Origin of the sequence: Pseudonocardia terrae, assembly GCF_021343995.1 — a bacterium.
Taxonomy (GTDB): Bacteria; Actinomycetota; Actinomycetes; order Mycobacteriales; family Pseudonocardiaceae; genus Pseudonocardia; species Pseudonocardia terrae.
The window spans coordinates 20,384-46,683 of the sequence record NZ_JAJTTE010000001.1; the positions used below are offsets into that span (position 1 = coordinate 20,384).

At 72.9% G+C, this 26,300-nt stretch carries 21 protein-coding genes; 7 read left to right on the forward strand and 14 right to left on the reverse strand.

Annotation, left to right across the window (positions count from 1 at the left end):
- Nucleotides 1-4: 4 nt before the first annotated feature.
- Nucleotides 5-2,470 (forward strand): APC family permease, encoded by a 2,466-nt coding sequence (locus LWC33_RS00120; RefSeq protein ID WP_233302242.1) that lies wholly within the window; start codon nt 5-7, stop codon nt 2,468-2,470.
- A 308-nt stretch (nt 2,471-2,778) separates the two neighbouring features.
- Nucleotides 2,779-3,297: a hypothetical protein gene (locus LWC33_RS00125; protein ID WP_233302035.1), complete on the forward strand. Its 519-nt coding sequence runs from the start codon at nt 2,779-2,781 to the stop codon at nt 3,295-3,297.
- 124 nt (nt 3,298-3,421) lie between these two features.
- Here LWC33_RS00125 and LWC33_RS00130 read toward each other — a convergent pair whose 3' ends face one another.
- The gene (locus LWC33_RS00130) at nt 3,422-4,681 is read right to left on the reverse strand and encodes a phosphatidylserine decarboxylase family protein (RefSeq protein WP_233302036.1); all 1,260 of its coding nucleotides are present in this window, start codon (nt 4,679-4,681) and stop codon (nt 3,422-3,424) included.
- A 339-nt stretch (nt 4,682-5,020) separates the two neighbouring features.
- On the opposite strand from LWC33_RS00130, the gene LWC33_RS00135 reads away from it, so the two are divergent.
- Complete coding sequence (locus LWC33_RS00135) at nt 5,021-7,294, forward strand: transglycosylase domain-containing protein (RefSeq protein ID WP_233302037.1); 2,274 nt, start codon at nt 5,021-5,023, stop codon at nt 7,292-7,294.
- A 135-nt stretch (nt 7,295-7,429) separates the two neighbouring features.
- Nucleotides 7,430-8,083, forward strand: coding sequence for a DedA family protein (locus LWC33_RS00140; protein ID WP_233302038.1), 654 nt, complete (start codon nt 7,430-7,432; stop codon nt 8,081-8,083).
- A 32-nt stretch (nt 8,084-8,115) separates the two neighbouring features.
- Here the strand turns inward: LWC33_RS00140 and LWC33_RS00145 are convergent, their stop codons facing one another.
- The 4 genes from LWC33_RS00145 to LWC33_RS00160 all read right to left on the reverse strand — a co-directional run bounded on the left by LWC33_RS00145 (nt 8,116) and on the right by LWC33_RS00160 (nt 12,753).
- Nucleotides 8,116-9,039, reverse strand: coding sequence for an alkaline phosphatase family protein (locus LWC33_RS00145; RefSeq protein ID WP_233302039.1), 924 nt, complete (start codon nt 9,037-9,039; stop codon nt 8,116-8,118).
- A gap of 106 nt (nt 9,040-9,145) precedes the next feature.
- On the reverse strand, nt 9,146-10,396 hold the full coding sequence (locus LWC33_RS00150; RefSeq protein WP_233302040.1) for a glucuronyl esterase domain-containing protein: 1,251 nt from the start codon (nt 10,394-10,396) through the stop codon (nt 9,146-9,148).
- Between the two features lie 171 nt (nt 10,397-10,567).
- The gene (locus LWC33_RS35685) at nt 10,568-11,629 is read right to left on the reverse strand and encodes an aminoglycoside phosphotransferase family protein (protein ID WP_233302041.1); all 1,062 of its coding nucleotides are present in this window, start codon (nt 11,627-11,629) and stop codon (nt 10,568-10,570) included.
- The gene (locus LWC33_RS00160) at nt 11,626-12,753 is read right to left on the reverse strand and encodes an Rv3169 family protein (RefSeq protein WP_233302042.1); all 1,128 of its coding nucleotides are present in this window, start codon (nt 12,751-12,753) and stop codon (nt 11,626-11,628) included. Before LWC33_RS00160 ends, LWC33_RS35685 begins: the two co-directional genes overlap by 4 nt.
- Before the next feature lie 130 nt (nt 12,754-12,883).
- On the opposite strand from LWC33_RS00160, the gene LWC33_RS35690 reads away from it, so the two are divergent.
- Together LWC33_RS35690 and LWC33_RS00170 are read left to right on the forward strand one after the other, a co-directional pair.
- On the forward strand, nt 12,884-14,083 hold the full coding sequence (locus LWC33_RS35690) for a cytochrome P450 (RefSeq protein ID WP_233302043.1): 1,200 nt from the start codon (nt 12,884-12,886) through the stop codon (nt 14,081-14,083).
- A 339-nt stretch (nt 14,084-14,422) separates the two neighbouring features.
- Nucleotides 14,423-16,162 (forward strand): helix-turn-helix domain-containing protein, encoded by a 1,740-nt coding sequence (locus LWC33_RS00170; RefSeq protein WP_233302044.1) that lies wholly within the window; start codon nt 14,423-14,425, stop codon nt 16,160-16,162.
- Nucleotides 16,163-16,177: 15 nt separating this feature from the next.
- Here LWC33_RS00170 and LWC33_RS00175 read toward each other — a convergent pair whose 3' ends face one another.
- From LWC33_RS00175 to LWC33_RS00195, 5 genes are all read right to left on the reverse strand, one after another.
- Complete coding sequence (locus LWC33_RS00175) at nt 16,178-16,693, reverse strand: nuclear transport factor 2 family protein (RefSeq protein WP_233302045.1); 516 nt, start codon at nt 16,691-16,693, stop codon at nt 16,178-16,180.
- Nucleotides 16,690-17,970, reverse strand: a complete 1,281-nt coding sequence (locus LWC33_RS00180; RefSeq protein ID WP_233302046.1) for a cytochrome P450 — start codon at nt 17,968-17,970, stop codon at nt 16,690-16,692. The genes LWC33_RS00175 and LWC33_RS00180 overlap by 4 nt, the downstream gene beginning before the upstream one ends.
- A gap of 92 nt (nt 17,971-18,062) precedes the next feature.
- Nucleotides 18,063-18,905 carry an SDR family NAD(P)-dependent oxidoreductase gene (locus LWC33_RS00185; protein WP_233302047.1) on the reverse strand — a complete coding sequence of 281 codons (843 nt, stop codon included), beginning with the start codon at nt 18,903-18,905 and terminating at the stop codon, nt 18,063-18,065.
- A 58-nt stretch (nt 18,906-18,963) separates the two neighbouring features.
- Nucleotides 18,964-19,539: a (2Fe-2S)-binding protein gene (locus tag LWC33_RS00190; protein ID WP_233302048.1), complete on the reverse strand. Its 576-nt coding sequence runs from the start codon at nt 19,537-19,539 to the stop codon at nt 18,964-18,966.
- 1 nt (nt 19,540) lies between these two features.
- A complete protein-coding gene (locus LWC33_RS00195) occupies nt 19,541-21,856 on the reverse strand; it encodes a xanthine dehydrogenase family protein molybdopterin-binding subunit (RefSeq protein ID WP_233302049.1) in 2,316 nt (771 codons plus the stop codon).
- Nucleotides 21,857-22,116: 260 nt separating this feature from the next.
- Here LWC33_RS00195 and LWC33_RS00205 point away from each other — a divergent pair, with 260 nt between their 5' ends.
- Nucleotides 22,117-22,926: an FAD-binding protein gene (locus tag LWC33_RS00205; protein ID WP_308190871.1), complete on the forward strand. Its 810-nt coding sequence runs from the start codon at nt 22,117-22,119 to the stop codon at nt 22,924-22,926.
- 26 nt (nt 22,927-22,952) lie between these two features.
- On the opposite strand, the gene LWC33_RS00210 is transcribed toward LWC33_RS00205, so the two are convergent.
- Genes LWC33_RS00210 through LWC33_RS00225 form a run of 4 tightly spaced genes read right to left on the reverse strand, consistent with a single transcriptional unit; the run spans nt 22,953 to nt 26,018 of the window.
- Nucleotides 22,953-23,432 carry a nuclear transport factor 2 family protein gene (locus LWC33_RS00210; protein WP_233302050.1) on the reverse strand — a complete coding sequence of 160 codons (480 nt, stop codon included), beginning with the start codon at nt 23,430-23,432 and terminating at the stop codon, nt 22,953-22,955.
- Nucleotides 23,429-24,406, reverse strand: a complete 978-nt coding sequence (locus LWC33_RS00215) for an LLM class flavin-dependent oxidoreductase (RefSeq protein ID WP_233302051.1) — start codon at nt 24,404-24,406, stop codon at nt 23,429-23,431. The genes LWC33_RS00210 and LWC33_RS00215 overlap by 4 nt, the downstream gene beginning before the upstream one ends.
- A complete protein-coding gene (locus LWC33_RS00220) occupies nt 24,403-24,804 on the reverse strand; it encodes a nuclear transport factor 2 family protein (RefSeq protein WP_233302052.1) in 402 nt (133 codons plus the stop codon). The genes LWC33_RS00215 and LWC33_RS00220 overlap by 4 nt, the downstream gene beginning before the upstream one ends.
- A complete protein-coding gene (locus LWC33_RS00225; RefSeq protein ID WP_233302053.1) occupies nt 24,801-26,018 on the reverse strand; it encodes a cytochrome P450 in 1,218 nt (405 codons plus the stop codon). Before LWC33_RS00225 ends, LWC33_RS00220 begins: the two co-directional genes overlap by 4 nt.
- Nucleotides 26,019-26,300 lie beyond the last annotated feature (282 nt).

Genomic DNA, 26,300 nt, shown 5'->3' on the forward strand with positions numbered 1-26,300 from the left:
GGCGATGGTGGAGTCGCCGGGCACGGCCGGACGCGACGTGGTGCCGCCGGGCGGGGAGGCGACGCCGCAGATCGCAGAGCCGCCGGCCTACCGGCTCAAGCGGATCTTCCTGGGCAAGCCGTTGGTGACCGAGCGGCTGGCCGACGAGAAGTTGTCGAACGTGCTCGCGCTGGGCGTTCTGGCGCCGGATTGCATCTCGTCGTCCGCGTACGGCACCGAGGAGATGCTGGTCGAGCTGCTGCCGGTGTTCGGGGTACTCGCGTTCAGTCTGGTGCTACCGATCACCGGGGTGGTCCTGGCCATTCTCGTGCTGCTGACGTTGTCCTACCGGGAGGTCGTGCAGGTCTACACCCGGGCCGGTGGCTCCTACGTGGTGGCGCGCGAGAACTTCGGGCCACGGGTCGCGCAGGTCGCCGCGGTGGCGCTGCTCATCGACTACGTGGTGACCGTGGCCGTGCAGACCGCGGCGGGCACCGTGGCGGTGGTGTCCGCGGTGCCTGCGCTGGGCCCGTACAGCTTGGAGATCACCGTGGGGGTGGTCGCGCTGTTGGCGTACGTGAACCTGCGCGGCCTGCGTGAGGCGGGTCGGGCGTTCGCGTTGCCGACCTATCTGTTCGCGGTGGCGATCGGCGCGGTGATCGTGACCGGGGTGGTACGTGACCTGCTCGGTACGCTGCCGACCTACGACCTGAGTGCACCGGGCATCGTGCAGTACACCCCCGGTACACAGCTGACGACTGCCGTGGTGGTGCTGACGCTGCTGCGCTCGTTCGCCAACGGCGGCTCCTCGCTGACCGGCCTGGAGGCCATCTCCAACGGCGTCGGCGCCTTCCGCAAGCCTGCCGGTCTCAACGCCCGCCGGGTGCTGGTGGTGATGGCGTGCATCCTCGGCTTCCTCGTCTCGGGTGTGTCCTGGATGGCCTTCCGCACCCACGCCGCCCCGTACGACAGCGGCTATCCGTCGGTGATCTCCCAGGAGGCGCGGGCTGCTTTCGGCGGCGGCCAGGTGGGAACGGTGCTGTTCGTCGTCGTCCAGGCGATCTCCGCATTGATCCTCTACACGGGAGCGAACACCAGCTTCAACGGTTTCCCCTTTCTGGCCAGCTTCGTCGCCGCCGACTCGTTCCTGCCGCGGCAGCTGACCAAGCGCGGCCACCGGCTGGTGTTCTCCAACGGAATCGTCGTCCTCGCCGTCGTGGCAGTGGTGCTGCTCGTGGTGACCGGCGGCACGGTGAACGCTCTGGTTCCGTTCTATGCGATCGGCGTGTTCACCGGCTTCACCATGGCCGGCTTCGGGATGGCTCGATATCACCTGCGCAAGCGCGAACACGCGTGGCGGCGCAAGCTCGCGGTCAATGTGGCGGGCGGAGCGCTTTCGCTGCTGGTCGTGCTGATCTTCGCGGTGGTGAAGTTCACCGAGGGCGCCTGGGCCGTCGTGGTGCTGTTCCCGGTCCTCGTCGTCGCCCTCATCCGGCTGAACCAGCGCTATCGCGCGGAAGAGGCCGCGCTCGCCGCGTACGCCTCGGTGCTCGACGCGGAGCCGAACTGGTCCCGCCACGTCGTGCTCGTCTTCGTCGACACCCTCGACCTGGCCACCCTGCGGGCCCTCCGCTACGCCCGCTCACTGCGGCCGACCACACTGCGTGCCCTGCATTTCGTCCTCGACGACGTCCGCGCCAAACGACTGGTGGACCGCTGGGACCGGTTCCAGCGCGGCGACATCGGTCTGGAGCTGCGCGAATGCCCCGACCGGCGGCTCGGGCGAGCATCGATCGAACTGCTGAGTCAGCTCACCGCGGACGGCCGCACCGCGGTGTCGGTACTGCTGCCCCGGCGCACCTACGCCCCGCTTCTCGGGCGGCTGCTCCACGACCGGACTGCGGACCACATCGCCCATCGCGTCAGCAGCGTCCGCGGCGTGGCAGCCACCATCATCCCGTTCGATGTCGACGAGCCCATCCGCCGCCTCGGACACTCGGAACAGGACGTGGAGCGGTTCCTCCAGGCCGGGAAACGGCTGGGCGCGCATTCTCAGGAGGCTGTGGGACGGAGAACAGCACCGGCCCCCGCCCGGCGCGGAGAGGCGTCGGAACGCGAACGAACCACGACTGGCCCTGCCGCGAAACCCAGGACCGAGTCGACCCCGCGGCACGCGGCTGTGCCGATCGCGGAGCTCACCGACCGCGGCACGGTCACCATCGCCGGCCGAGTCGACACGACGAATGTGGGAGTCGACACGACCGGGGCGAGCGTGCTGCAATGCCGGGTCGACGACGGCACCGGCACCATCACCGCCCGGTTCCACCAGCGCGCATTCATCAAGGGCGTTCAGCCCGGTGCGCGCGTGGAGCTGACCGGCAGGATCAGTCGAATCGCCGGTGAACTCGTCCTGACGGACCCGACGTATCGCCGCCTCTCCGACGATTCTCCGGAGCCCGAGCCGCCGCCGGCGACAGACCCGCCGGCGTGAGCCCACAACGCCCGGCTGTTCCCGGGCCGGGGTAGTGACCGTCCCACGCTCGGGCGATGCCCGGCCGGGGACTGTGCTGGTCGCGCAGACGTGTGGCCTCCGGGCTCGCTCGTCCGGCCGACCGACCTCACGATGTGGGCGCCGTTGCCCGCTGGTCGGGACGAGGCGGAGTAATCGGCGGGAGACGGGTTGCGCTGCAGGGTGTTCGAGGGCCACCGTCGGGCCGTGTCGGCGCCGACACGAGACCTGGCGGTCAACCCTAGTCGAGCGAACCGCTCGGGGAACGATCACTCGGAGGGACCCAGGACATGCCGACCTCTGCCCATTCCCAGACACGTAATTCCGCCCACACGGAAACCGGCACCCCCGCAGACGCCGCGACGGCCACGGAGGCCCGTACGAGCGGTCCGCGGCAGGAGCGACCGACCGGACCCGAGCAGGGCCCGCCCGTCGAACAGGTCGCCACCGAGCTGGGCGAGCGGTGGCGAGAGACGACCGCTGAGGCGAGTACCGCCATCAAGGAGGTCGCACGGCACAACCAGGAGGCCGCCGCTCGAGCTGCGGATGCGTTGCTCGAGCTGACCCTCCAGCTCAATCCGGTCGCCCTGTTCGGTCGGGCCGTTCGCGGCCTGAGCGACGACGTCCGCCCGTCGGGGGCCCGGGACGTGGTCGACGACGGTTTCCGGATGGCCGAGACGGCCCTGGCGACCCAGCGCGGCTTCGTCGACCAGGTGTTCACCGCACAGCGGCGGGTGATCGGAGAGATCGTGGCCGTCGGCGAGAGCCTGACCGCGGTCGGCCGGGAACAGGCCGCTCGCGTCGGCTGAGGCAGCGCTCGGCCGAGCCACGAGGGCGTCCCCGGGGGAGTACCGCGGGGGCGCCCTGTGGCGTCCGCTGCTCAGCCGGAGGAGGTGTTGGGCACCCGCTCTGAGAGTGGGACGTCGGATCTCGTCATGCCGGATGGGCGGTGGCGAGCTCTGTGCAGACCTGCACCGTCGGTGCGTCGGGGTTGTGCGGTTGCGGCAGGGCGGCCAGGGCGAAGTAGGCGATCACCCCTGGTCGGAAGACCAGGCAGTAGGTCGAGCCGCCGAACTGGAAGTAGCCGAGCTCGTCGCCCTTGGTCACGTGCGCGCCGGGCTGCACGTGCGTGCCGAGCAGGCACGACGACACGTCCGACATTCCGATCGGGACGAACGCGACCAGTCCGATGTCCGGGTCGTCGGCCTCGATCAGGATGATCGCGCGGGTCGCCACGTGGGCGAGGTAGCCCTGGGAGTAGGTCGGCTCGACCGCGTCGGCGCCTTGCGAGTCGGCCTCGGAGTAGTAGGTGCCGGGCTGCACGAAGGCCCGCACGATCGTGCCGGACACGGGGCTGTGCCAGCGGTGGTAGTCGGTGGCGCTCAGGAACGCCTGGTACACGGTGCCGCCGACGAACTGCTCGACGGATTCGTCGTCGGCCAGCATGTCCTGCAACGAGTACGGCTCGTTCTTGGCCCAGAAACGGTCGCGGCGCTGCACGTCGGTGGCGATGTTGTACGGGGTCGCCTCGCAGGCGCTCACGATCACCTTGTCGTCGTCCGGGGCGGCGACGGGACGCTGCCCGTCGCGGAAGCGCCGGGTGAAGAAGTCGTTCCACGAGGCGAAGCCCCAGTGCTCGTCGTCCGGATCGTGCCGGAACTGTTCGATCCCGACCGCCTGCTGAGCGGCGGTGCACTTCCAGCCGGTGGGGGAGTCGTTGAGCACGGAGAGCGAGTCGGGGCTGCACAGGAACTGCGACCACGCGTCGAGGATGTCCCTGAGCGCGGCGTTGATCCGCGGGTCGCGGAACGCGGCGAACCCCGACGGCGTGCCCATCGTCCAGTCGAGGATCGCGCCCAGCGGCGTGGTGACGTTGGCGTCGCCGTACTCCGGCGCCATCGTGAGCACCTCGTCGACCAGGCGGAGCAGTTGGTCGACGCTGTGCAGGTGCCGCTCGCGGTACTGCTTGGCCCGGGGCACCTCGGCGATCATCCGCTCGAGATACATCCGCACGACCGCGTCGCGTTCGATCAGCTCCTGGAACCGGAGGAGCGCCGGGTGCAGCTGCGCCTGTGTGCCCTTGGCCTCCACCCGCTCGCGGTGGCCGGTCAGCCAGGCCTCCAGGTCCTCCTGAGCGGCCGGTAGCCACCCGGCCCGCCGCCGCACGTCGACACCCTGATGAGCAGACGTCATTCCCCGGACGCTAACGGCACGGCCATGATTCCGCCCGGCAAGCCGCATGGCGTGCCCCGTCAGGCAGCGTAGGTCGCGGCACCGCCGTTGCCGCCGGCGTAGTCCGACGGCATCTGGGCCGCGATCTCCGCTCCGGTGTGTTGTGCGGGGGATCGGCCAGGGTCCGCCGGTCGGCTCGCGCCCCCACGCCGCGGCCGGCGGACCCGCCGCGGTGCCGGTCCGACGGGCCGCACACAGCTCGGTCACAGCGACAGCACGGACGATGGGCAGGTGCGGGTGATTCGTTGGAGGACATGCTTCGCCGACCGTTCCACGCCTCGCCGGCTTGCGGTGCTGGTCGTGATCGGGGGTGTGGTGCTGGCCGGCCTGCTCGCGCCCGTTGCGCTCGGCGTCGACCTCGTGGCCAGGGTCACGGCGCCCCCGACCGCCACCCTTCCGTCGGTGGGTGCGATGCCGGCGGCGACGACCGTCCTCGACCGCAACGGCGCCCCGCTCGCGATGCTGTACGACCAGTACCGCGAGCCGCTGACGTACTCGCAGATCTCGCCGTCGATGACCGCCGCGGCCGTCGCGATCGAGGACCGGCGCTTCTTCGACGAGGGAGGTGTCGACCCGCTCGGCACGGTGCGCGCGTTGTTCAGCGACGCCGCCGGGAACTCCGTGCAGGGCGGCTCGACGATCACCCAGCAGTACGTGAAGAACTATCTGATCAACGTCGCCGACCGGAACGACCCGGGCGCCCAGCAGGCCGACCGGGCCGACACCGTCGGGCGGAAGATCCGGGAGGCCGCACTGGCCACCCGGCTGGCGAAGGGCACCTCGAAGCAGGACGTGCTGGCCGGCTACCTCGACGTCGTCGAGTTCGGGGGGAACGTCTACGGGGTGGGGGCGGCGGCGAGGGCCTACTTCGGCACCAGCGCCGCGACGCTCACCGTGCCGCAGGCCGCGCTGCTCGCCGGCATGGTCAACAACCCCAACCTGTACGACCCGTACCGGCACCCGCAGGCCGCGCTCGACCGGCGGAACCTCGTGATCGGCGCGATGCAGCAGGTCGGTTCGATCACGCCGGCCCAGGCCGCGGCGGCCACCGCGGCGCCGTTGGGCGTCGTCCCGAACGGGCCGGTGATCCCGGGAGGCACGTGCATGGCGGCCGCGCCCGACGCCGGCTTCTTCTGCCAGTACGTCGTGAGCTACCTCGAGCAGGCCGGGTTCACCGCCGACCAGCTGCTGACCGGCGGCTACACGATCCGCACGACGATGGACCCGACCGTCGGCGCCGCCGCGAAGGCGGCCGTCGACGCCAACGTCCCGACCACCCAGGACGGGGTGGCCGATACGTTCGCCCTGGTCCGGCCCGGGCACGACGGTCACGAGGTGCTGGCCGTGGTGGCCAACCGCGACTACGGCACCGACGCCGCGAAGGGACAGACATCGACGAACATCGTGGCCGACCCCAGCAACGTCTTCGGCGCCGGATCGTCGTACAAGATCTTCACGACCGCCGCGGCGCTGGAGACCGGCACCGTCGGCTACGACACGCCGCTGACGAACCCCGGCTCCGACTGCTTCACCCCGCCGAACGCCAACCGCTGGACCTCCTGCTACCCGGTGGCCAACGACGGGACGAACTACCCGAACCCGATCAGCCTGCAGGACGCCCTCGCCACCTCGCCCAATGTGGCCTTCGTCGGGCTCGAGGCACGCACCGGGATGCCCGCCGTGCTGCAGATGGCCCAACGCCTCGGGCTGCGACGGACCCTGACCACCAACGACGCCGGCTCGGCCCCGATCACCGACCCGGCCGACCCGCGCTCCCGTGATCCCCGGTACGACCAGCCGCAGTCGCAGTACTTCCAGAACCTGCTGTCCTTCACCCTCGGCGACAGCCCCGTCAGCACGCTGGAGATGGCCAATGTGGCCGCGACGATCCAGAGCGACGGCGTGTGGTGCCCGCCGAGCCCGATCCGGTCGGTGACCGACCGCAACGGCAAGCCGGTGGCCGTGTCGCAGGAGGCGTGCCAACAGGTGGTGGCGCCCGGTCTCGCGCACACCCTCGCCGCCGGCCTGAGCAAGGACACCGTCACGGGCACCTCCGCGGCGGCCGCCCGGGCGGCGGGCTGGACCCGGCCCGACATCGGCAAGACGGGCACGACCAACACCAGCGAGTCCGTCGCGTTCGTCGGGGGCGTCGGCGGGATCACGGGGTTCGCCGGCTCGTCGATGGTCTTCGCCGACGGCCCGCACCCGCAGGAGATCTGCCCCGGCAACCCCGTGCACCTGGGCGACTGCGGCCACGGCGCGTTCGGCGGGACGGTCGCGGCGCCGCCCTGGTTCGCCACGATGAACCAGCTTCTCGACGGCGCCCCGGACGTCCCGGTGCCCGGGCCCGACCCGGCCTACCTCCAGCCGGGATCACACCCGACCGTCCCGTACACCGTGGGCCGGACGCAGGCCGCCGCCACGACGGCGCTGCAGCAGGCGGGCTACGCGCCGAGCACCACCTCGGTCGCCTCGGCCCTGCCGGCAGGGCAGGTCGTGGGCCAGACGCCGCAGGGCAATGCGGACCCGGGCACCCCGGTGACCTTGCTGGTCAGCTCCGGCGCTCTCGACTGAGGGGAGAGGCGATGGAGATCTTGTCCACAGGTCGTCTTGCCGTGCGTTTACCCGTACTTGGCCGAGCGCGAGCCCAGGACTGCCTATCGTCGATCACGGACGGCGGCGCCGAGGGCCGCCCTGACGAGGAATCACATGAGCGACCTTCCCACGCTGCTGGCGATCAATCCGCTGAGCGCCACCGACCTACTCACCTCGTTCGGCACGCTGGGGATCCTGGTGGTGCTGTTCGCCGAGACCGGGCTCCTGATCGGGTTCTTCCTGCCCGGCGACTCCCTGTTGTTCACCGCGGGGCTCCTGTGCGCGACCGGGGCCGGAGCGTTGCGTCTCCAGCTCGGCTGGGTGCTCGTGGCCGCGGCGGCCGGGGCGTTGCTCGGTGCACAGGTCGGCTTCTGGATCGGTCGGCGCGCCGGACGGGCCCTGCACGGACGCACGGACCGGCCGCGGCTGCAGGCGGGCATGGCTCGCTCCGAGGAGCTCTTCGCCCGGTACGGTCCGGCCAAGGCGATCGTGCTCGCCCGGTTCATCCCGGTCGTGCGTACCGTCCTCAACCCGGTCGCGGGCGCGCTCAACACACCTGCCGCCACCTTCACCCTCTGGCAGACGGTCGGCGGGCTCGTGTGGACCGTCGGTCTCGTGTGCGCCGGATACGGCCTGGGCCGCTTCGTGCCCGGCATCGACACCTATCTGCTCCCCGTCATCGCGGTGATCGTCGTGATCTCGTTGCTGCCGCTCGTTCGCGAGCTGCTCAAGGAGCGCCGTCGCCGCCGCGTCGACCCGGCTCGCTGAGGTCGTCCCTCGTCCACCCTCGGTGCCACCGGTCAGTCGGTGCGCCAGAGCCGGGTGAGTGGTGCCGCGTCGGCGCTGTGGCCGAGTCGAGGGAGCCCGTACGCATCCTCGAGTGTGCGGAGCAGGGCGTAGTGGTCCGCGGGCTCCGGGTCCGGGCCGGGCGCGACCATCTGCCCGACGGCGAACGTGGCGATGCGGTTCTGGGGGTCGCCGTGCTCCTCGGCCTCGTCGAAGGTGACCAGCAGCAGGCTGTTGTGCTCGCGGGCCCAGGCCGCGTAGCCGGCCAGGTGGTCGCGCAGCCAGGCGTCGCCCTGGGCGATCGAGCAGTCGTGCATGTCGTGGCAGAGGTTCGGGATCAGGAACGAGACGGTCGGCAGCCTGGTGAAGTCCGTCGGCATCGCGGTGAGCGGTTGGTGCAGGTGCCCCGGGACGTCGGTGAAGTCGGCCCAGGGGGCGTGCTTGCGGGCGTAGCCGTCGTGACCGCACCCGGCGAAGCCGGCCTCGGGGAGGTCCTCGGACCAGGCGGTGAACGTCAGTCCGGCGTTCAGCAGTGCGCCGCCGAGGCTGGGCGCCGAGAAGGTGTGCGGGCAGCTGTCGTCCGTGACGCCGTGGGTGTCGCCGGAGAACAGCGCCAGGTAGTTGGGCTGACTGGGATGGGTCTCGGCGTGCATGTCGGTCAGCGAGGCGCCCGACCGCGCCAGGGACGCGAGGAACGGGGCGTCGGCCATCACCTCGTCCTGATCCTTGTTCTCCAGCACCACGACCAGCACGTGGTCCGGGCGGGGGAGCCCGGCCACCGGTGCGGGGGCCGGTGACGGCGACGTCGTGGGCGATGACGGACCGGCCGCTCGGGACGCCGCGAGCCCCGACCCCGCGTCCCCTGTGGAACATCCGACGAGCACCACGAGGCCCAGCACCGCGGCGAGCAGGCCCGACGGGCGCCGAAGACCATCCATCACTGCCTCCTGGTGCTTGGCCGGTCCTGTTCACCAGCCTGGCATCCGGCAGGTCGAGCCGGCGCGCCGGGATCTGCGAGGCGGGCGGTGACGGCGGCACCGCGGGTCAGCGGGCGCCGGGCGCACCGGCGTCGCGGGAGAACAGGTCACCCTTCAGATAGATGCCCCAGTCCGTCGCGGTGAGCCCGTGGCCGCCGGAGCGCAGGTGGTAGCTCATCGCCGGGCCCCGGAATCCCTGGTCGGTGGCCGGCGGCCACGTCGTCGAGGGCAGGCCGGTGTCGCCCAGCCCGTAGAGCTGGTACACCGGTGCCGCAGCGAGGTACGACAGGAACTCGCCCTCCGGGTCGGCGTTCGCGTCGTCCGTGGCGCTCGCGACGACGATCCGCCGCGGCGCCACGAGCGCCAGCAGCTCGTGCTGGTCGACCGGCAGGGAGTCCACCCGGTCGTCATAGGCCTTGTACGTCTGCGGGAACCAGTGCGGGAACGAGTCGTTGATGCGGGCGACGGTCTCCGCACCGACCCCGCCATCGCCGCGGCGCGCGAGCTTGGTGCCGGTCGAGCCCGAGTCGTTCGTGATGACGGCCGCGAACCGGGTGTCCTGCGCCCCGGCCCAGAGCGCCGCCTTGCCGCTCCGGGAGTGCCCGATGACCGCCACCTTCGTGGGGTCGATGTCCGGATCCGTCTGCAGGTAGTCCATCGCCCGGCTGGCCCCCCACGCCCAGGCGCTGATCGTCCGGCCCGCGTCGTCGGGAAGCTCGCGGTCGGACGGGTGGAACAGGTTGATCATCCCGCTGCGGTAGCTGCCGCTGTCGTCGGGGGCGACCTGGCCGGCGTCGAAGGTCGCGAAGGCGTAGCCCGCCTCGGTGATGGTCGAGATCGGCGCGTACCCCGACGTCTGGCCAGGATCGTCCCCCACCTGGCCGCGATGGTCGATCAACAGGAACGTCCCCCGCGGCTTGCCGCCCGTCTTCGGGACGAACAGGTCGACGGCGAAGCCACCGGTCCCCTGGGGGCCGGTGACGGTGATCGTGATCTTCTTGCGCGTGACGCCGGGGAAGTCGGTCGGGGTGACCTCGAAGGTCTGCGCGGTCGGCGTGGGCAGGCTCTGGCCGTAGACGTTCTGCCGGAAGTCGGCCAGCAGCTCGGCGCGCCGGCTGTTCCCCCACTGCGCCGCGGTGACGGCGGTGCCGTCGTTCATCCGCAACGGGTTCGGATACTTCTCGCCGTCGATCGTCACGGTCTCGTCGGCCTGGGCCGCGGCCACCGTCCGGACGGCGAGCGGCTCCGGCCGCAGCGTCGCGCCGCCGGCGGCGCACATCGCCACGACCACGCACACGGACGTCGCGTTCCTGGTCACGGCGTGCAGTCGGCTGGCGAGGTGCGAGCGGCTCGGGGTACGCACATGGCGGAACCTACGCAGTGACGATCACGTCGCAACTACTGTCGGCACAGACGCGTCGATCGGATGACGGTGGCGTGTACCGAAAGAGTGTCCCGGCGGCATCGGGCCCACCGGCACTGCGGACGCTCAGCACAGGAACTCCTCCGCTCCCAGGTCCAGGGCGTGGGTGAGGTGTCGCTCGGCCATCGTCGCGAACATCCGCCGGCCGCGGTCGTCCACTCCGACGAGCATCGACGCCCCGATCGCCATGCCGACCCCGCAGAGGGTGGCCCGGCGGTGGTCCTCGCGCAGCCGGGCGAGGGGATAGTCCCGCACCCCGTGGGCGACCAGCTCGCGGTGGTAGCCGGCCAGTAGCGCGCCCTCGTGGGCGCGCCGGTCGGCGACGGTGAGGCTGGCACCGAGCAGGTAGGCGACGTCGCTCGCCGCGCTCGCCTGCCCCACCGTCTGCCAGTCGACGACCACCGGGCGCCCGCTGCCGAACAGCACGTTGTCGACCCGCAGGTCACCGTGCGCGAGGCAGCGCGGGGCGGTGTCCTGTTCGGCCCAGGCGGGAAGGGCGCGGACGAACCGGGCACCCAGGTCCGCGCCGCCGGGCGGCAGGTCCGGTCCGTACTCGGCGAGGAAGCCGGGCCAGAGCCGCTCGAGCAGGGCGCCGGTGGCCTCGCCCTCCGGCCGTGGGCGACGCAGCCAGTCCTCGGCGTCGAGTCGCGGGTCGGCCCAGTACGCCGCGTGCAGCCGGGCCGCCTCGGCCAGCACCGCGGCGGCCTGGTCGGGCGTGCACCCCGCCAGCTGGTCGCCCTGCCGGGCCGGGGCGAGGTCGTCGAGCAGCAGGGTGAAGTCGCCGGTCGTCTCGTCGTACGACGCGAGCCGGCAGGCCGGCAGCCGGAGCCCGGCGCCCGCGGCGAGGCGCTGGTAGAAGCGCACCTCGCGGCGGTACTCCCCGCCGGCGCGGCCGCGCTCCCGGCTCTTCGGGTCGGGCGACGGGAACTTCCCGACGACCGTCGCGGGGCCCGCGCCGGGGGCCTCCCAGGTGAGGTGGAACCGGACGCTCTGCCCGACCAGGCCGGTCCCGATCCGCTCCGCCCGCACCGCGGTCACCCGGCCCGCGCCACCGAGCGCCCCGGTCAGCCACTCGGGCGTGACGGCGGCAGGAGCGGCGACGGGGGCGGGCAGCTCGGCGGTGCTCACCGCGCGGCCGGCGCGATCGGCGTGGCCGGCACGTCGAACGCCCCGGTGAAGCCCGACGGCCGGTGCGGCCCGATGGCGAGGTGCTCGAACACGCCGATCCCGCTGCGGCCGTCGCTGTCGACCCGGACCAGCTGCTGGACGTGCACGTTCTCCGGGGCGGCCGGGTCGAGGTCCTCGGTCTGCCACTCGGAGCCGCCGGTCTCCTGCTCGCCGTGCCACACGCCGTGGGCCCAGGCGGGGTGGAAGTAGCCGATGCCGCGCATCCGGAAGGTGAGCAGCGGGGTGACGCGGGTGGTCCGCTCCTTGCCGTCCCAGCCCGCGGTCCGCAGCGTCGCGGCCCGGGCGAGCCGGGCGCCGGGCTCCCACTCGATCTCGACGTCGGCGGTGCGGGCGTGCTCGAGCGGGGTCGACTCGTCGGCCCCGGGCAGCAGCGGCACCACGCAGGCGCTCTCGTAGACGTGCCGGCCCTCGGCGTCGTCGACCAGGGCGAGGTGCGTGCAGTGGTCGTCGAGGTGCAGCGGGGCCCAGACCCAGAAGAACTGCGACGGCTCCGCGGGCGGCGCCCCGCCGGCCGGCTCGCCGACCGCCCGGACGCCCCACGACCGGTCCCGCGTCCCGGGCGTCCCGGCGCAGGTCAGCTCGGTGTCGCCGGTGCGGAACCGGCCTTCCCAGGTGCCCCACTGGGTCAGCCGCGTGTAGTCCATCGTCGCGGTCACACCGGTGTGCCGGATGATGCGCGGCTCCTCCACGGCGGGCGTGCGGGCGCGGAACACGAGGTCGGCGGCGAGTCCCTGCTCGGGCGCGTCGACCCGGACGCGCAGCACCCGCAGCGGCTCGACCACCTCGACCGTGATCGGGCCGACCGACGTCGCCGCGGCACGGTCGAGCGGCGCGCGGGCCGACGAGTGGACCGAGCGCTGCACCCCGGCGTGGAGCACGCTGAACGACGCGTCGACGACCCGCCGGTTCGGGTAGAGGCCGAGGGCCAGGGCGAAGAAGTAGCCGCCCTCGGGGTCGTAGCCGTTGAAGAAGTACCGGTCGTAGTAGTTCCGGTCGCCCGTGCCGGGGACCGCGACCGGCTCGGCCGTCTGGTGCAGCGGATAGTCGTCGAACGTCGTGATCACGCGGACCGCCCTTCCACGCCGCCCCGTTGCGGCGTGCCCGCCCCGGACGCTACGAGCCGGACCCGGCCCGGTCAAACACCTGCATCAACGAGGCTTCTCCCGGCGCGTCCGGCCGGTTACGGTCGATCACGTGCCGACGACGTCACCCCTCGTGGACCTGCTCGATCCCGCCGCGTTCACCGGCGGCCACCCCCACGAGCAGTACCGCTGGCTGCGCGAACACGACCCGGTCCACCACCATGCCGAGGTGGACGGCCCGGGTTTCTGGGCGTTGACCCGGCACGTCGACGTGCGGGCGGTGGGCCGCGACGCGGAGACGTTCTCCTCGGAGCCGACCATCATGATCGCGGACGAGCGCGTCCCGGGCGACGGCGTGCACAAGATGATGCTGATGGCCGACGGTGCCGACCACACCCGGCTGCGCCGGATCGCCGCGCGGGACTTCGTGCCGCGGGCGGCCCGCCTGCTGCGGCCCCGGATCCGGGAGCTGGCCCGCGAGATCGTCGGCGCGGTCGAGGGACGCGGCGAGTGCGACCTGGTCACGGACCTCGCCGGCCTGATGCCGTCGTACGTGATCGCCGAGCTGCTGGACATCCCGCACGCCGAGGGCGTCGCGCTCTACGACCTCACCGAGGCGATCCACGCGAGCCCGGACGAGGGGAGGGCCGGCCCGACCGGCGCCGAGGCCGTCGAGCAGATGTTCGCGCACGCCCACGCGCTGTGGGAGCGCAAGCGCGCGCACCCCGGCGACGACCTGGCGAGCCGGATCGTGCACGCCTCGGCCGGCGACCGCCCGCTCGACGAGCTGGACTTCGCCCTCTACTTCCTGCTGCTGATCGATGCGGGCGGGGACACCACCCGCAACCTCGTCGCGGGCGGGACGGACGCGCTGTTCGCCCACCCCGAGCAGCTCGCCGAGCTGCGCGCCGACCCCGACGGCCTGCTGCCCACCGCGGTCGAGGAGCTGCTGCGCTGGGTCAGCCCGGTCGTCTACATGCGCCGGCGGGCCACCCGCGACACCGTGCTCGGCGGTCGGGAGATCGCCGCCGGCGACAAGGTCGTCCTGTACTACGGCGCGGCCAACCGGGACCCGGACCGGTTCGCCGACCCGGACCGGCTGGACCTGCGCCGCATCCCCAACGACCACCTCGCCTTCGGCGGCGGCCCGCACTTCTGCCTCGGCGCGCACGTCGGCCGGCTGGAGATCGACGCGATGCTCCGCGAGATCCTCGCGCTGCCCGGACTGGAGCCCGCGGGGCCCGTGGAGTGGCAGCGCTCGACCTTCATCACCGGGCCCCGCCGGATGCCGGTGCGGTTCGTCCCGCGCTGAGGGCACGGGAACGCGGGGCGGCCCGGGGCGGTCCCGAGGCAGGGGACACACAGGGGCGCCGGTCGGTCGAAGGGCGTCTCGACCGGCCGGCGCCAACCTGGCTGCCTGGCGAGCATCTCGAAGAACACCACCTCCTGACCGAGTACCGGCGGTTCCCGGCGGGGCCGGGCGATACGACAAGGGTGTCCCTGTCGGCGGCGTCGCGGAATCGGCCCCGGGACGCCAAACCGCCCGGCGGGCCTGGACCCGGTGGGACGGGAGGGGCGGCGTCGCTCGGACCTCGCGCATGATTCGCCCCTCCTGGGGTACGTGGACCTGCTGCGATGGTGAGGAGGGGCGATGGCGGGCTGCCGTACGGACCGGGCGTTGCTCCAGGAGAACGCGAACCTGCGCCGCCTGATCGCCCTCTCCTCGGCCATGGCGGAGCTGCTCGACGAGGGCGAGATCGTCGGCTGCGCCCTGGACGCGGTCGCGGCGCTCACCCCCTGCCACCCGGTCGCCGCCCTGCTCGACGCCGGGCAGGTGGGCGTCCGCGCGCCCGACGGCCGGGTCGTCGACCGGCCGGGCCTCGCGGCCCGTCTGGCGGCGCTCGGTGACGCCGACGGCGACGTCGCCGCCGAGGTGGGCACCCGGTGGGCCATGGCCTATACAGTGCGGGCCCTGGACGCCCACGCCGGCCACCTCGTGGTCGCGTGCGGGCACGCGCCGTCCCGGGAGCACCGCGTGGTGCTGCGGCTCCTGGTGCAGCAGACGAACCTGGCGCTCGGCACCGCGCGGCTGCGTTGCCGCGAGCACGCCGCCGCCCGGGAGATGAGGGTGGTCAACGCGTCGCTGGAGGAGGCGAACGGCCGGCTCACCGCCGCCGTCGTCGACCTGCAACGCCGGCGGGAGGCCCACGAGCGGCTGGCCGGCGCGGTGGCCGCGGAGACGGGAGAGGCGGGCATCGCGACCGAGGTCCACCGGCTGACGGGTCTGCCCGTGGCCGTCGAGGACGCCGCCGGCGGGCTGCGGGCCTGGGCCGGGCCGGGCCGGCCCGAGCATCCCCGGCCCGATCTCGTCGACCGCACCGCCCGCCGGCGCCGCACCGCGCTGCTGGCCGAGGCGTGCCGCAGCCCCGAGCCGGTCCGCGACCACGACCGGCTGGTGGCCGTGGCCCGGCCGCGCGACGAGGTCCTGGGGGTGCTCGCGCTCGTCGACCCCGCCGGCCGGGCGGGGGAGTACGAGGCCTTCGTATTGCAGCACGGCGCCCTGATGCTGACCGTCGAGCTCAGCCACCAGCGGAACCTGGTCGAGTCCGAGCTGCGGTTGCGCCGCGACCTCGTCGACGACCTCCTCGCCGGTACCGACGTCGCCGGGGCCCGGTCCCGCGCCGAGGCGCTCGGCCACGACCTCACGAGCCCGCACCGGGTGTTGGTGCTGCGCTGGCCCGCGGAGGAGGGCCTGGTCCGTGCCGTGGAGCAGGCCAGCAGGGCCGCCCTCGGCGCGACGCCGCTGCTCGCCCGACGGCCGGACGGCATCGTGCTGGTCGCCCCGGAGCCCGACGGACCCGAGGAGCCCGACGGGCGGTGCCCCTGGGAGGCGCTGCACCGCGCCGTGACCGAGCGGCTGCCCGCCGCCCTCGGGAGCCCGGGGGCCATCGGGGTCGGCGCGGTGTGCCACGACCCGGCCGGCCTCGCGCGCTCCTTCTTGGAGGCCCAGCGCGCCCTGACGGTGCGCCTCGGCTGCGGCCGGCCGGTGGGGGTGACCCGCTACGAGGACCTCGGCATCTACCGCGTCCTCACCGTCGACGGCGACGACGGCGAGGTCCGCGGGTACGTGCGGGAGTGGCTCGGTCCGCTGCTCGACTACGACTCGACGAACGGCGCCGACCTGGTCCGCACCGTGTGGCAGTACCTCGAGCAGGGCGGCAACTACGACGCCACCGCCCGTGCGCTCCTGATCCACCGGAGCACGCTCCGGTACCGGCTCCGGCGGATCCGGGAGATCAGCGGGCTCGACCTCGGGGCCGTCGACACGCGGCTCAACCTGCACGTGGCCGCGCGCGCCTGGCACCTGCTCCAGGACGGGGTGTCCCGGTAGGACGGGCGGAGAGACCTACAGCGCCATGCGGTGCCGCGCCGCCCCGGCCCACCCCTCCGCCAGCGGGACCGAGTACCAGATCTCCAGCCGCACCGAGGCGAAGAGCCACTCGCCCGCCACGCGGGCGTAGGTGTCGGTGAAGCGCCCGGCGAACAGGAAGCTCGTGCCGTGGTAGATCGGCGTGGCGAACAGGTGGCTGGTGCCCGTGGCCGTGTCCCCCGCCTCCCCGACCTCGACCGAGTGTCCGTGCACGAACTGCCGCACGAACGGCGTCCCGGCGTCGGCGGGGAGCAGCCGCGGGATGGCCGCGAAGAACTCCCCGACGGCCGCGCGGCCGGACTCCCGGCCGAGGTAGTCGTAGTCGAGCTCGGCGTCCTCGGTGAACAACCCGCCGATCTCCGCCCACCGGTCGGTGTTGACGAAGTCGTGGAAGCGGTTGCGCAGCAGGCGGATCCGGTCCTGCGACTCGAGGACGTCCACCCGCCGCCGCAGGTCCGCGAGCTCGGCGGCGAGATCGGCGGTGTCGGTCATCGGGCCCGGAACGTCAGCGGCAGCGACTGCATCCCGTGCATCACGTAGCTGGGGTCGTAGCGGGGGACGAATCCCTCCTCGGCCAGCCGGATGTCGTCGAGCCGCTCGAGCAGGACCTCGAACCCGATCCGGGCCACCGCCCGGGCCAGCGGCGCGCCGATGCAGGAGTGCGGTCCGTGACCGAACGCCTGGTGGGAGCGGAGCTTCTCCCGGTCGGCGTCGTACTCGTCCGGGCGGTCGAAGACCTCGGAGTCCCGGTTGCCCGAGGCGTAGACCACCCAGACGTGGGCGCCGGCCGGGATCGGGACGCCGCCGAGCTCGGTGTCGGCCGTCGCGACCCGGAACAGGCCCTGCACCGGGGACTCCAGGCGCAGGCCCTCCTCCAGGCAGCGGGGCAGGTCCTCGGGGTGCTCCCGGACCCGGGTCATCAGCGCGGAGTCCTCGCACAGCATCAGCATGAACGAGGAGATGAGCTTGGTCGTGGTGTCCGCGCCCGCGCCGATGAGCTGGCTGAAGAACCCGACCATCTCGTTGGGCGTCAACGGGGCGTCGCCCTCGTTGCGGGCCTGGACGACGGCGGTGATCAGGTCGTCCTTCGGGTTCTGCCGGCGGTCCTCGACCTCGTTCTCGAAGAACGTCCAGAACTCGATCTGCGTCTCCAACGTGGCGAGCAGCTCCTCGTCCGTCATCGAGGTGCCGATCGTGGAGTTGATCGCGTCCGCCCAGCGCCGGAAGTCCCCCGAGTTCTCCACCGGCACGCCGAGCAGCGTGGCCAGCGCGTGGATCGGGGCGGGGGAGCAGAAGGCCGGCACGAGGTCGACGTGTCCCTCTGCGGCGAAGCGGTCCACCAGGGCGTGGCACATCTGCCGGATCTGCGGCTCGATGCGCGACACGGAGCGCGGGGTGAGCGCCTTGTTCAGGATCCGCCGGTGCCGGCTGTGGTGCGGCGGGTCCTGGGTGAAGAGGACGTCGCCGCGGCTCATCACGACCCGGACCCGCTCGGCGAACTCCGGCGTCACGTCCGTCATGGCCCGGGTGATCGCCGCGATCGCCCCGGACACGGTGGGGCCCATCGGGTTCTGGCTGGAGAACAGCCTGGGCTGGGTGTTGACCTTCTCGATGTCGGCGTGCCGGGTCACGACGTAGATGTCGTACTCCGGGTCGTGGAAGACGGGGGCGGTGCGCCGCAGCTCCGCGTAGTGCGGATAGGGGCAGCGCATCGCCTCCTGGTCCTGGTCGAAGACTGCTTTGGTCGGTCGGTCTTCCGTGGTGGTCATCGCGTCCCCCGACGTCGCTGTCCGGTTCGGTGCTGTCCGAATGAGGGCCGTCCGGATCCGTGCTGTCCGGACCCGTGCTGTTCTGATGCCTGCTACTTGGCGCCCTGCCCCGCGTCGACGCGCAGGATGTGGCCGGTGATCTGGTCGGCGTTGTCCGACGCCAGGAAGAGCACGGCGTCGGTGATGTTCTGCATCTCGGTGCGCCACTTGGGCCCGGGCATGTTGCCGGCCTCGGAGAACATCTCGTAGGCGGCGCCCGGGGTCATGTCGACCTCGCCGGCCAGCCCGAGCACCATGCCGGAGCCCTGGCCCTCGCCCGGGCGGATCGTCGCGGGCGCGATGCAGTTCACGTTGATGTCGAACTCGGCGAGCTCGAAGGCCCAGGCCGAGGTCAGGCCCTGAATCGCGTGCTTGGCGGCCACGTAGTGCGACAGCTGCGCGTGTCCCGAGCCGGTCACCCCGGAGGAGATGTTGACGATCTTCCCGGAACGGCGGCCGATCATGTTCGGCACCACGTACTTCGCGACGTACATGTGCCCCTTGACGATCGTGTCGATCACCGCGTCCATGACGTGCGACCGCATGCCCTGGATGGTGTCCAGCGCCGCGACGCCCGCGTTGTTGACGAGGATGTCGATCCGCCCGTCGAAGAAGTCCAGCGCCTTGGCGACCGCGGCCTCGACCTGGGACTCGTCCCGGATGTCGCAGGGCAGCGGGATGACCCGCCGGTCCTTGTCCTCGATCGCCTTGACGGTGTCGTCGAGCATCTGCGCCGTGGCGAGCGGGTAGATGTCGGCGATCGGCTCGGTGATGTCGAGCGCGGCGATGTCGGCGCCGGCGTCGGCGAAGGCCTTGGCGTGGCTGAAGCCCTGGCCCTTCGCCGCCCCGGTGATCAGTACGTTCTTGCCCTCGAGCCCGCGCAGGACGGCGGCCATGGGGTCCTCCTCGGTGATGGTGCGGCGGCAGTGCTGATGTTCGCTCCGCAAGCTCCGCTCAGGGGGTCACGACGGGGGCCGGCTGGGTGCCCGACGGGGCCGGAGCGGCTGCATCAGGGGCGGGTGCGCCCCGCCCGTGGACGTGCCGGTGTGCGGCCTCGCCCGCGCCGCCGTTGGCCGCCGCCCACCGGACGGAGTCGACGATCATGTCGTAGCCGGTGCAGCGGCAGAGGTTCCCCTCGATGCCCTCGCGGATCTCGGTCTCGTCGGGCGCCTCGTTCTCGAGCAGCAGCCCGGTCGCGGCCATGACCATGCCGGGGGTGCAGTAGCCGCACTGCAGGCCGTGGCACTGCCGGAAGCCCTCCTGCACGGGGGACAGCTCGCCGCCGCCGGCGAGACCCTCGACGGTGAGGACGTCGGCGCCGTCGGCCGCCACGGCCAGCACGGTGCAGGACTTCACCGTCCTCCCGTCGAGCATCACGGTGCAGGCACCGCAGTTGGACGTGTCGCAGCCGACGTGCGTGCCGGTGAGCCCGCGGGTCTCGCGCAGGTAGTGCACCAGCAGCAGGCGGGACTCGATCTCGCCCTCGCCCACCGTGCCGTTGACCGTGATCCGGACCTTGTGGTGGGACATCTCAGCTCCCGTTCTGCTGGAGGATCCGCCAGACCTTCTGCGGGGTGCAGGGCATCTCGACGTCGCGGACGCCGAGGTGGGACAGCGCGTCGACCACCGCGTTGACCACGGACTGCGGTGCCGCGGTGGCGCCCGACTCGCCGAGCCCCTTGGCCCCCAGGGGGTTGAAGCTGGTCCTCGTGACCAGGTGGTCGGTCTCGTAGTGGGGGAGGTCGACGGCGCTCGGCAGCGTGTAGTCGACGAGCGTCCCCGACAGGGGCTGGCCGTCCGGCCCGTACGCGACCTCCTCGAGCAGGGCCTGTGCGATGCCCTGCGCGACGCCGCCGTGGATCTGCCCCTTGGCCATCAGCGGGTTGATCACGGTGCCGCAGTCGTCGACGGCGACGTAGCGGGCGATCCGGACCTTGCCGGTGTCGCGGTCGATCTCGACCACGCAGCAGTGGGCACCCGACGGGTAGGACAGGTTCTGCGGCTCGTGGAAGGCCGTCTCGTCGAGGCCGAGGTCGAAGCCGTCGGGCAGCAGGTGCGGCTTGAACGCCCGCACCGCGACCTCGCCCATGCCCACGGACTTGCCCGGTGCGCCCTTGACCCGGAACTCGCCGTCGACCAGCTCGACGTCGGACTCGTCCGCCTCGAGCATGTGCGCGGCGATCCGCGCCGCCTTCTCCCGCACCTTGATCGCGGCCTTCATCACCGCCGAGCCGCCGACCGGCACGCCGCGGCTGCCCATCGTGCCGATGCCCTCCTGCACGGTGGCCGTGTCGCCGTGGATGAGGGTGATCCGGTCGAAGTCGATCTGCAGCTCGTCGGCGACGATCTGGGCGAACGCCGTCTGGTGACCCTGCCCGTGCGGGCTGGTGCCGACCTTGATCACCGCGGACCCGTCGACGTTGAGCCGGACGTTCGCGGACTCCCAGCCGCCGACGTAGCCGAACTGCTCGAACAGCGGGGTGGGGCCGAAGCCGCCCATCTCGACGAACGTGGAGAACCCGATCCCGAGCAGCGGGGCCGCCGGGTCGTCCCGCCGGGTGGCCTGCTCCTTGCGCAGCAGCGGGTAGTCGACGTGCTCGAGGAGCTTGTCGAGCGCGCCGGGGAAGTCCGCCTCGTCGTAGACGATGCCCTCGAACTGGGTGGCGAACGGCATCTCGCCGGGCTGGACGAAGTTGCGCCGCCGCACCTCCAGCGGGTCCAGCCCGAGCTCGGCGGCGACGTGGTCGACCACCCGCTCGATCATGAACGACGCTTCGGGACGGCCGGCGCCGCGGTAGGAGCCGACGGGCGTGGTGTTGGTGACGACCGACCGGAAGCTCGGCGCGATGACCGGGATCTTGTAGCAGCCGCCGGACATGAACGAGGTCAGCGTGGGCAGCCCGATGCCGGTCGCGTCGGGCCAGCCGCCGCAGTCCTGGGTGATCCGCACGCGCAGGGCGAGCAGCCGGCCGTCGTCGTCGAAGCCGACCTCGACGTCGTGCTCCTGGGCCCGCCCGTGGACCATCGAGGTCATGTTCTCGCTGCGGGTCTCGACGTACTTGACCGGGCGCCGCAGCCGCCGCGACAGCTCCGCGGTCAGGAGGAACTCGGGGTAGCAGGAGGCCTTCGCGCCGAAGCCGCCGCCGACGTCGGGCGCCACGACCCGGACCTCCTGCTGGGAGAGCCCGAACATCTGCGCCATCTCGTTGCGCATGTGGTGCGGGGTCTGGGTGGTGGCGTAGATCGTGAGCCCGGAGTTCTGCCAGTCCGAGAGGCAGACGGTCGGCTCCATCGGCACGGCGGCGCAGCGCTGGTTCTTCAGGTGGATCGCGAGCCGGTGCGGCGCGGCGGCGAGCTCCTCCTCGGCGTCCGTGGCCGAGAGCACCTGCTCCAGGACGACGTTGGAGGCGGTGCCCTCGATGATCGGCACGGCGTCCTCGGCGGTCGCCGCGGCGACCGAGGCCATCACCGGGAGCTCCTCGTACTCGACGAGTACCGCCTCGGCGGCGTCGGCGGCGAGGTAACGGTCCGTGGCGACGACGACGGCCACGCACTCGCCGACGAAGTGCACCCGGTCCTTCGCCAGGCAGGGCCGCTCCATCCCGGGCACCGAGCGGTTGGGCGGCATGCCCTCCAGGTCCGCGTTCGTCCAGACGCCGAGGACGCCCGGCATGGCCGCCGCCCCGGTCGTGTCGACCGACAGGATGCGGGCGTGCGCGAGGTAGGACCGCACGTACGCCATGTGCACCGTGCCGGGCAGGCGGACGTCGTCGACGTACGTGCCGCGCCCGGTGAGCAGGGCCGGGTCCTCCTTGCGGACCACCGCCGCGCCGACCATCGAGCCCATGATCCGGACCTCCTCGTCCTGTCCCTACCGGTCCTGTACCTACCGGCCGTGCGGTGGGTGGCCGGAGGCATGTGCCCCGGGTCACGACCGACCGACGCTAGGAACCTAACGTCGGGCGCCCGCCCGTCGCAAGGGGACCCGGCCTCCGGGCCGTTGCGGGTCGCCGCGCGTCGTCAGTAGGCTAACGCCGTTCGGACTCGTCGGGGTACGTGCGGGCGGGTGTCCGGCGGTGCGGCCGCACCTGCGGAACGGGAGGCCCCGTGGTGGAGACCGATCTGATCGTCGTCGGGTTCGGCGGGGCGGGCGCGGCGGCGGCGATCACCGCGCACGACGCGGGCGCCTCCGTCGTCGTGCTGGAGAAGCAGCCTGCGGAGGCGCACACCCCGGGGACCGCAGGCGGCCGGCTGAACTTCCTGATCGACATCAACCCCGCCGGGTACCTGATCGTGGACCGGCACGGGCGGCGGTACGCCGACGAGACGATGCAGGCGAAGCTGCTGCACGGCTTCTACTACGAGATGCTCGCCTACGACTACGAGCGCGCCGAGTACGGCCGGATCCCCAGCTACTGGCTGTTCGACGAGCGCCGGCGCGCCGCGGGCCCCCTCACGCTGACCCATCTCGGTGCCTGCAAGGTCGGGCTCTACGAGTGGAGCCCGGACAACGCGGCGGAGATCGCGCGGAGCTGGATCGGCCGCGGGAGCACGCCCGCGGAGGCGGGCGCGGCCGTCGGGATGCCCGATCCCGCCTCCCTCGACGAGGCCGTGCGGACCTACAACGCCGCGTGCGCCGCGGGGGAGGACCCGCTCGGCCGGGCACCGGAGACCCTCGTCCCGCTCGAGCCGCCGTACTACTGCGTGCCGCTCTACCCGGGCGGTTCCAACACCTCCGGCGGCCCGGTGCGCGATGCGGGCGGGCGCGTGCTCGATCCCTACGGCGAGCCGGTCCCGGGGTTGTTCGCGGCGGGGGAGCTGGGGCAGCCGGTCGGCATGCTCTATCCCGCCGACGGCGCCAACCTCTCCGAGGCGTTCTGCTTCGGCCGCATCGCGGCGCGGACCGCGCTCGGCTGACCACCGCTCGCGGAGCCGCGCGGGTCTCAGCCCCGGTCGGGCTCCCGGCGCGGCACCCAGACCCAGTCGATCTCCGGCCGGTTCTCGATCACCGCGGCGTGCACCCGGCGCTCGGCGAGCCGCCAGCCCTCCGGGGTGCGGGCGAGGACGTCGACGTAGCGCAGGTGGGCGCGCCACTGCCGGCCCTCCCACTCCTCGTGGCTCGCGGTCACGTAGGTCACGGCGGTGGCGCGGTCGCCGTCCTCCGGGTCGAACGTCACGCGGCTCTGCCCGAGCTGGTGGTGGGTGCGGCGGAACTGCGCCTGGCCTGCGGCGATGCGGTCCCGGACGGCCTGCCGCCCGGTGACGAGCCCGCCGCGGCCGGGCCCGTAGTCCGTGACGCAGTCCGGCGTGAAGAGTGCGGCGACGGCGTCGAGGTCGTACTCGTCGACCCGCTCGCAGTACAGCGCCAGCACGTCCGCGACGGCGGCCCTGTCCTCGAGTCCCATCGGGTCCCCGGTTCTCACGTGCCCTCCCGGAGTCGCGGCAGGACCTCCCTGCCGAAGGTCGCCAGCCGTTCCCGCTGGACCGCCACCGGCTCCGGGAACAGCAGGCGCAGGACGAGATGGACCTCCGGCCAGTCCCGCAACCCCGCCAGGACCCCGCGCAGCCCGGCGACGACCTCGTCGACGTTCCCCTTGACCTGGATGTACGCGTCGACGTCGGCGCCGACGGCGACCGTGCGCGAGTAGACCGTGCGGCCCGTCTGGATCGCCTCGTACGCCTGCTGCTGCACGGCGAAGGCGGCGCGGGCCGAGCCGGCGCCGCCGCCGGGGGCGTCGAGCACACAGGTGACGTTGACGGCGCGGGTGAACCCGGCACGCGGGGCCCCGAGCTGCGCCGACGCCGCCTCGACGATCCCGGGCTCGCCCCGGCCGACGAGGTGGCCGTCGGCGATCCGCCCCGCGCGGGCGACCGCGGCGGCCGCGTACCCGCCGAGCCAGATCGGGATCCGCCGGCTCGGCGTCGGGGTGACCCGGACGTCGTCGAGCCCGAGGACGGGGCAGGAGAAGCTCGCTCCCGTCCAGGCCGTGCGCAGGGCGCCGACCAGCGCCTCCAACCGGGCGCCCCGGGTCCGCGGGTCCACGCCGAAGGCCCGGTACTCGTGCTCGGCGTAACCCAGCCCCAGGCCGAGGACGAGCCGCCCGCCGCTGAGCAGGTCGACCACCGCGGCGTCCTCGGCGAGGCGGAGCGGGTGGTGCAGCGGCGCCAGCACGACGCCGGTGCCGAGCGTGATCCGGCTCGTCACGGGCGCGAGCGCCGCGAGCACGGTGAGCGGGGAGGGGAGGTAGCCGTCGGGGAGGCCGTGGTGCTCGGTCACCCAGAACGAGTCGAAGCCGGCCGCCTCGGCCGCCACCGCCACGTCGGCGACCTCGCCGTAGCTCTGTCGGCTGTCGGCGCCCTGGCCGGTCCACAGCCCGACGCCGACCCGCAGGCTCATCCGAGGACGTCCCCGAGCCGCCCGCGCCAGACCTGCAGGTCGACGTAGTCGCGGAAGGCGGTGATCAGGCCCGTCCCCGGGTCGACCTCCACCACGCCGTTGCACTCGATGGCGTACTCGCGCCCGTCGATCCGGAACCGGTCCACCCGTTCCAGCCACGCCCGGTCCTCGGCGAAGCTCGCCGTGACGATCTCCCACTCCACGTACTCGGAGCGGTCGAGGATCGGCGCGAGCAGCCCGCGCACGCCCTCCGGCCCGCGGACCGGCGGATGGGGCATGTTCGCGTAGGTGGCGTCGGGGGCGAAGCACGCCGCGGCGGCCGCGGCGTCGCCCGCGCCGACCGCCGCCAGGAACCGCTCGACCGCCGCCCGCGCGCTCGTCCCGCCCGGCCCGCTCATCCCTCGAAGACCACCGGGTACGACGCGAAATGGTCGCGCGCGGAGTGCGGGTCCCGCTGCGGGGCGGCGTCCGGATCCGGGCGGCCACCCGCCGTGAGCAGCGCCTCCAGCATCAGGGTGACGGTGCCGAGCACCCGCTCGGACTCGCTGACCGGGTGCCCCTCCGGGGCGGGGACCCCGCCCGCCAGCTCGGTGCCGATGCAGGCGTGCATCCCGCCGCCGAACGCGTGCCCCCACCGCGGGACGTCCGCGGGGACCTCGCGCAGCGGGTCGTAGACGTCCGGGCGCTCGAACACTGCGGGGTCGCGGTTGGCGGCGGCGATGTCGAGGACGACGAACGCGCCCTCCGGGATCTCCCGGCCGCCCCGCAGCGAGATCGGGGCCAGCGCGCGGCGCTGCGCGACCGGGCTCGCGGGGTGCAGCCGCAGGGTCTCGTAGACGCAGCGTTGCAGCAGCGCGGGGTCCTGCCGCGCCTTGTCGGCCGCCTCGGGCTCGCGCCGGGCCCAGGCGAAGAAGTCGTCGGCGGCGTGGGTGAAGGCGTCGGCCGTGGAGTGCGAGCCCGCCTGCAGGTAGAAGGCACACTCGCGGCGCAGGACGTCCCGGTCGATCCCCAGCTCGTCCCAGTTGCGCAGCAGCGCGGTGAGCACGTCCCGCGGCAGGTCGTCCTCGGTGATCTCGCCGGCGACCAGCCGGGCGAGCAGGGCCTCCCGCCGCTCGATCGACGGCTGGAGGAAGACCGTGTCGAACTCCTCCAGCGCCGCGGCGACCTCGGCCCGGACCTCCTCGGGATCGCGGGTGGTGTGGACGATCGTGGCGCCCTCGGAGAACTTCTTCGCGAAGCGGTAGAGCGCGTCGACCGCGGCGTTCACCTCGGCGGCGCTGCCGGTGGGCTTGTCCAGCCCGGCCACCATCGCCGTGAGGTTCATGATCGTGCGGTAGCCCACCTCCAGCAGGTCCGCCCGGCCCGCGGCGGCGAAGGGCGCGAGGGTGTCCCGGACGACGTCGCGCAGGAACGCCTGCTCCCAATACCGGAAGGTGCCGCGGCGGAAGAGCCGGTTCTCCACCCGGCGCCGCTTGCGGTGGTCGGCACCGTGGAGCACGAGCAGGCTGTCGGCCATGACCACGCCGCCCGCGTCGTACAGGGCCTGCTCCAGGTCGTGCTGGCGGTAGGCCTCCCGCACGTCGGCGTAGCCGTCGAGCGTGATCGTCTCCATCGGTGTCCCCGGTTCACCTCGGCGTGATAGTCCTAACGACGCTAGCACCGGAGACGTGCGAGGGGGACCCCGTGGAGCTCGGCGTGCTGATGAGGGAACCGGTCAGGTCCGCCGCGCAGTGGCGCGACCCCGTCCGCCGGGTCGACGACGCCGGCCTCACCAGCCTCCAGGTCTCGGACCACTTCGACCGCTCCCCGGGTCAGCCCGCTCGTCGCGTTGGCCGCGGCGGCGCAGGTCAACGCTGGTGCTCAACAACGACTTCCGGCAGCCGGCCGTGCTGCG

What these genes read in the sequence shown, in the direction of transcription:
- LWC33_RS00130 (WP_233302036.1), bottom strand. Translation starts at nt 4,681, where the DNA reads ATGACGTCTGCTCATCAGGGTGTCGACGTGCGGCGGCGGGCCGGGTGG.
- LWC33_RS00185 (WP_233302047.1), bottom strand. Translation starts at nt 18,905, where the DNA reads ATGGCCGCCGTCCTGCGCGGGCTCGAGGGCAAGAACGTACTGATCACC.
- LWC33_RS00175 (WP_233302045.1), bottom strand. Translation starts at nt 16,693, where the DNA reads ATGACCGACACCGCCGATCTCGCCGCCGAGCTCGCGGACCTGCGGCGG.
- LWC33_RS00170 (WP_233302044.1), top strand. Translation starts at nt 14,423, where the DNA reads ATGGCGGGCTGCCGTACGGACCGGGCGTTGCTCCAGGAGAACGCGAAC.
- LWC33_RS00125 (WP_233302035.1), top strand. Translation starts at nt 2,779, where the DNA reads ATGCCGACCTCTGCCCATTCCCAGACACGTAATTCCGCCCACACGGAA.
- LWC33_RS00225 (WP_233302053.1), bottom strand. Translation starts at nt 26,018, where the DNA reads ATGGAGACGATCACGCTCGACGGCTACGCCGACGTGCGGGAGGCCTAC.
- LWC33_RS00195 (WP_233302049.1), bottom strand. Translation starts at nt 21,856, where the DNA reads ATGGGCTCGATGGTCGGCGCGGCGGTGGTCCGCAAGGAGGACCCGGCC.
- LWC33_RS00140 (WP_233302038.1), top strand. Translation starts at nt 7,430, where the DNA reads ATGAGCGACCTTCCCACGCTGCTGGCGATCAATCCGCTGAGCGCCACC.
- LWC33_RS00220 (WP_233302052.1), bottom strand. Translation starts at nt 24,804, where the DNA reads ATGAGCGGGCCGGGCGGGACGAGCGCGCGGGCGGCGGTCGAGCGGTTC.
- LWC33_RS00180 (WP_233302046.1), bottom strand. Translation starts at nt 17,970, where the DNA reads ATGACCACCACGGAAGACCGACCGACCAAAGCAGTCTTCGACCAGGAC.
- LWC33_RS00215 (WP_233302051.1), bottom strand. Translation starts at nt 24,406, where the DNA reads ATGAGCCTGCGGGTCGGCGTCGGGCTGTGGACCGGCCAGGGCGCCGAC.
- LWC33_RS00145 (WP_233302039.1), bottom strand. Translation starts at nt 9,039, where the DNA reads ATGGATGGTCTTCGGCGCCCGTCGGGCCTGCTCGCCGCGGTGCTGGGC.
- LWC33_RS00120 (WP_233302242.1), top strand. Translation starts at nt 5, where the DNA reads ATGGTGGAGTCGCCGGGCACGGCCGGACGCGACGTGGTGCCGCCGGGC.
- LWC33_RS00190 (WP_233302048.1), bottom strand. Translation starts at nt 19,539, where the DNA reads ATGTCCCACCACAAGGTCCGGATCACGGTCAACGGCACGGTGGGCGAG.